Consider the following 4959-nt stretch of genomic DNA (forward strand, 5'->3'; position numbering starts at 1 on the left):
GTTCTGGTCATGCTTTTCGCTTTCCTTAACGAACCGGTTGAATCGAAGGGAAGTTGGCTTGATGGCGAAAAAGATAATCATGTATTCGACGAGCTGGTGTCCCGACTGCCGGGCTGCAAAGAAATTTCTCCAGTCAAAGGGGATCGAGTACGAGGAGGTTGACATCGAAAAGCAGCCCGATGCGGCAGCCGTGGTGATGAAGCTCAACGACGGCATGAAGGTGGTGCCAACCCTGGACATCGAGGGGCACACGGTCATCGGGGACAATTTCAATCCCCTTACGTTCGAGAAGGACCTGAGAGAAGCGGGTGTGCTCTAAACGCCTTCTCTCAGACGGGAATAACGGTGCGCTTCTCCCCCGGACATCGCCCGGGCGCCTGTCGGCGTGAAAACTCCAGACAAGAGAAGGGTCAGGATTTTTTTGACGTCTTGCCGTAGAACAGCGTCAGGTTCTGCGTGATATCCTTGCTTTTGCACGCGGGGCAGCGAGCCAGTTTCCCCTCTTCGAACTCTCTGAACGAGAGCACGAGCTCGAACTCGTTTTTACACTTGTTACAGGTGTAAGAGTAGGTAGGCATACGGTTTCCCCTCCCCTGAGTGGTTGCAGCCAGTGCACCGCTCAGACGATCTTCCCGGATTTCATTATAGCAGAGTGGGGAAATTCATCAAGCAGTTGTTGCCCTGCCTGTTAAACGTACGGTTAATCACAGGGGAAATCCCCGCGCTTTCCGTCCGCCGACGGGGCTAAGTATAAAATACTGATTCTTAAGTCTATTTAAAATGAAAAGTCCGGCGGGGGGGCCGGACTTTTCTGGGAGGAGGGGGGAGGGATTGAGATCCCTCCCGTCTTTCTTGGGGAACTACTCCTTATTCTATAACTGTTTATCTGGTTTGTAAAGGAAAAATTCATATGCCACAAAAGATAATTAAATGATTGATTAACGAGGCCCCCATTGAAGGCGAAAGGGCAGGTTCGCCCGGCAAGCCCCGGACGGGAAGGAATGGATTAAAAAAGTGGTGAAAAAGATTATGCATTTCGTTCGAAGATGGCATCTTAAAAAGTGGGAGCGCTCTTTCCGTATCGGATATATGATAAATATTTTATAATGGTGAATACTCATGGGGATAGCAGAGGAGGTGCATGATGCGTGTCTTTGTGGCGGGGGGGACCGGATTTATCGGGGGCCATCTCGTGAAAAAGCTAAAAGACGACGGGCACGATGTCCGGATGCTCGTTCGGAAGGGTTCGGTGCACCGGATTCCCCGGGAGGTAAGGGATCACGTCGAGCGGGTCGAGGGGGATGCCTTCGACGTGGGTGAGCTGCTTCAGGGGGTTGCCGGGTGCGATGCCGTTATCAATCTTATCGGTATCATACGGGATTTCCCCTCCAGGGGGGTGACCTTCGAGAAACTGCACTTCAACGCCACGAAGAATATCGCCGATGCCGCGCGGGAAAAGGGGGTCAGTCGCTTTGTCCAGATGAGCGCGCTCGGTGCCGACTGGGATGAGAAGACGGAATACTTCCGCACCAAGTGGAAGGCGGACCAGTACCTGATCGACCGCGATTTTCACTACACGATCTTTCGGCCCTCCGTCGTTTTCGGCGATGGAGACGGATTCGTAAGTACCCTGGTGTCGCTCATAAAACAGTCACCCTTCGCGGTCATACCCGGGGATGGCACGTACCCCCTCCAGCCGGTTTTCGTGGGTGACGTGGTGACGGCTTTCTCCCGGGCGCTGGTTACGGAGGAGGCGGTCAACAGGGTGTATACCGTGACGGGCCCCGAGGTTTTCACCTACAGGGAAATACTGGCAGAGATCCTCCGTGCCATGGGAAAGCGGCGCCGTTCGATCAACCTTCCCCTTCCCCTGATAAACCCTTTCGTCATCCTCCTGGAGCGGTTCAGCTTTTTTCCTCTCACCTACGACCAGCTCTACATGCTCACCAGGGGTTCGGTGGGGGACAACAGGGCATTTGTTGAGGATTTCGGCATCTCCCTGAGGACCTTTTACGAGTATCTCTTTGAGCGCTTCGACAGGAGGGGGGTAGCGGTAAAGATAGAGTGACGGCGCCCTGCCGGCTCGGTCCTTGCCGGCTCTGATTGTCGGCTCGATATATCTCCCGGCTCTTCTGTTATAAAGTATAATAAAAAGTTGAGAGTCTCATACCAACGTCATCAAAGGAGCTTTCGAAATGGAGTTCGTTCCGAAGTGGTTGGCCCTGGAAATCACGGGAAAGTGCAACCTGAACTGCGTTCATTGCAGGTCCGCGTCCTCCATGTCCTCCTTCGAGAGCGTCTTCGACACGGAAGGGGCGAAGGCGCTCATCGATGATATCACCTCCTTTTGCAGCCCCGTTCTGGTTCTCTCCGGCGGAGAGCCGCTCCTGCGCAAGGATCTTTTCGAGATAGCGGAGTACGGGACGGAGAAGGGGCTGCGCATGTGCCTTGCCACCAACGGAGTCCTCGTGGACGACGAGGTGTGCAGGAAAATCAAGGCGTCGGGCATCCGGATCGTGTCTTTAAGCCTCGACGGTTCTACCGAACACGTCCACGACGACTTCAGGAACCAGCCCGGCGCATTCGAGGGCACCCTGCGGGCCGCGTCCTATTTCAGAAACCACGATATCGAGTTTATCGTCAACTCCTCCTTTACGAAGAGAAATCAGCACGAAATCGCGGACACCTACCGGCTCGCGAAGGAATTGGGGGCGACGGCGTGGTACATGTTCATGATCGTCCCGACGGGCCGTGGCGAGGAGATCATGAGCGAGCTCATTTCAAAGGAGGATTACGAGGATATTCTCAACTGGCACTACGAGATGGAGAAGAACGAGACGGAAATGCTGGTCCGGCCGACCTGTGCCCCGCACTACTACCGGATCGTCATGCAAAAGGCAAAGGAGGAGGGGATCAAGTTCCAGCGGCGCTCCCTCAAGTTTTCCACGGGGGGAGGGAAGGGATGCATATGCGCCCAGACCATCGCCTTCATCGACTGCAGGGGGAACGTGCAGCCCTGCAGCTACTTCCCCGTGTTCGCCGGCAACGTCACGGAGAAGTCGTTTAAAGAGATATGGGAGCACTCGGAGCTCTTCCAGAAGCTCCGGGATTTCTCCTCGTACAAGGACCGGTGCGGCTCCTGTGAGTTCCTGAAGATCTGCGGCGGGTGCAGGGCCCGGGCCGATGCGGTGTACGAGGATTACCTTGCGGAGGAACCTTTCTGCGATTACGTGCCGTTGAGAATGCGCAAGGAGAGAGAGGCGAAGGCAAGTGGCAGAAAAGGCCCCGGTTCATAGTGTGCAGATCACAGTTCTGGGATGAAGGGTTTCGGAGTCCCCGGTTTTTCTGAAATCCTCGATCCGAATCACCACGTAAGCGCTGTTTTAGAGGTTGCATTAAATCGGCGGTGTGTTTATGGTATCCAGAAAAATGGAAAAGGAGCATAAATACCGATGAAACCGAGCGATTACCGCTTCATGAAAGTGTGCAGGGGGGAGCCGGCAGACACGGTCCCCGTATGGATAATGCGGCAGGCGGGAAGGTACATGTCCCAGTACAAGGAGATCCGGGGGAAACACACGTTCCTGGAGATGTGCAAGAGCCCGGAGCTGGCAACGGAGGTGACCCTCCTTCCCATCGATATCCTGAAGGTTGATGCGGCCATCCTGTTTTGCGACATCCTCATTCCCGTCGAGGCGATGGGCGTGAAGCTCGACTTCATAGATGGGACGGGTCCCGTGCTCGATTTCACCATCGAGACGGCGGGGGACGTGGAAAAGCTGATCGTCCCCGACCCCGTTGAAAAGACGGGGTTTGTCATGGAAGCGATCCGGTTGCTCCGCAGGGAGCTCGAGGGGAGGGTTCCCCTCATCGGTTTCTCGGGAGCCCCCTTCACCCTGGCGTCCTACATCGTCGAGGGCGGTGGATCGAAAAACTTCATAAAGCTGAAGATGCTGATGTACCAGGCACCCGATGTCTACCGGAAGCTGATGAAGAAAATTACGAAGACCGTCATCGATTACCTGAATGCCCAGATCGAGGCGGGGGCGCAGGTAGTCCAGATATTCGATACCTGGGCGGGAATCCTCACCCCGGAGGATTACCGGAAGTACGTGTTTCCCTACACGCAGGAAATCATCGGCAACTTGAACCGGGAAGGGGTACCCGTGATCCATTTTGCCAATGAATCCGCCACCCTTCTGCCCGTGATCCGCGAGCTCGGTGCCGATGTCTACGGGCTGGACTGGCGGATTCATATCGACGAGGGAGCTGCAATTCTGGGGGAAAATGCGATCGTCCAGGGAAACATGGATCCCACGGCACTGTTTCACCCCGTTAAGAAGATCGAGGAGATCGCCGCAGATATCATCAGGAGGGGGAAGAGCGCGGCAGGGCACATATTCAACCTCGGCCACGGGATCCTCCCCCCCACCGATGTCCGGCACGCGCAGGCCCTTGTCGAGGCGGTTCACAAGCACGGCAGAAGAACGGAAAATGAACCCAGGTGATCGGAAAAAGACGGCCGTTATTCTTCTCTACATGGGCGGGCCGGATACGTTGAGCGCCATTCGCCCCTTTCTTTTCAACCTCCTGCGGGACAGGGATATCATACCGATCCCGGGGGGCGTCATCGTGCAGACGCTCTTTGCCTACATCGTGTCCGGGATACGGACGAGGAAGGTCCGGCCCCTGTACGAGACAATGGGCGGCGGTTCGCCGCTGAACCAGATAACGCAGAAGCAGGCAGCCCTGCTCGAGAGATACCTGAACGAGGAGGGCGAGGATATCTATTCCGTCCACGTGGGAATGAGGTACTGGTATCCCTTCACGCGTGATGCCGTCAGGGAAGCGAAGGAGCACGCACCTTCCAGGATCGTTGCCCTGCCTCTCTACCCCCACTACAGCAGGACGACGACGGGATCCTCCCTCCGGGAGCTTGCCCGATGCCTGCGGAAGGAG

Annotated in this window: 6 protein-coding genes; 5 read left to right on the plus strand and 1 reads right to left on the minus strand. The window is 55.9% G+C overall.

Features of this window, described 5'->3' with window-relative positions:
* The first annotated feature begins 61 nt into the window (after positions 1-61).
* Entirely contained in the window at positions 62-319 is a 258-nt protein-coding gene (locus GTN70_04070; GenBank protein ID NIO16166.1) for an NrdH-redoxin, read from the plus strand.
* A gap of 91 nt (positions 320-410) precedes the next feature.
* Here GTN70_04070 and GTN70_04075 read toward each other — a convergent pair whose 3' ends face one another.
* Complete coding sequence (locus GTN70_04075; GenBank protein NIO16167.1) at positions 411-578, minus strand: zinc ribbon domain-containing protein; 168 nt, start codon at positions 576-578, stop codon at positions 411-413.
* A 566-nt stretch (positions 579-1144) separates the two neighbouring features.
* On the opposite strand from GTN70_04075, the gene GTN70_04080 reads away from it, so the two are divergent.
* The 4 genes from GTN70_04080 to hemH form a co-directional block, all read left to right on the plus strand.
* Complete coding sequence (locus tag GTN70_04080) at positions 1145-2068, plus strand: NAD(P)H-binding protein (protein ID NIO16168.1); 924 nt, start codon at positions 1145-1147, stop codon at positions 2066-2068.
* A 127-nt stretch (positions 2069-2195) separates the two neighbouring features.
* Positions 2196-3296, plus strand: a complete 1101-nt coding sequence (locus GTN70_04085) for a radical SAM protein (protein NIO16169.1) — start codon at positions 2196-2198, stop codon at positions 3294-3296.
* 156 nt (positions 3297-3452) lie between these two features.
* Positions 3453-4508, plus strand: coding sequence for a uroporphyrinogen decarboxylase (gene hemE / locus GTN70_04090; protein NIO16170.1), 1056 nt, complete (start codon positions 3453-3455; stop codon positions 4506-4508).
* Positions 4495-4959, plus strand: a 465-nt coding sequence (gene hemH, locus GTN70_04095) for a ferrochelatase (GenBank protein NIO16171.1), incomplete at its 3' end; no start/stop codon positions are given. The genes hemE and hemH, both read left to right, overlap by 14 nt.

This window comes from Deltaproteobacteria bacterium (assembly GCA_011773515.1).
Taxonomy (GTDB): Bacteria; Desulfobacterota; Deferrimicrobia; order J040; family J040; genus WVXK01.

Coding starts and splice junctions, on each gene's coding strand:
- hemE (NIO16170.1), top strand. CDS start 3,453: ATGAAACCGAGCGATTACCGCTTCATGAAAGTGTGCAGGGGGGAGCCG.
- GTN70_04080 (NIO16168.1), top strand. CDS start 1,145: ATGCGTGTCTTTGTGGCGGGGGGGACCGGATTTATCGGGGGCCATCTC.
- GTN70_04075 (NIO16167.1), bottom strand. CDS start 578: ATGCCTACCTACTCTTACACCTGTAACAAGTGTAAAAACGAGTTCGAG.
- GTN70_04085 (NIO16169.1), top strand. CDS start 2,196: ATGGAGTTCGTTCCGAAGTGGTTGGCCCTGGAAATCACGGGAAAGTGC.
- GTN70_04070 (NIO16166.1), top strand. CDS start 62: ATGGCGAAAAAGATAATCATGTATTCGACGAGCTGGTGTCCCGACTGC.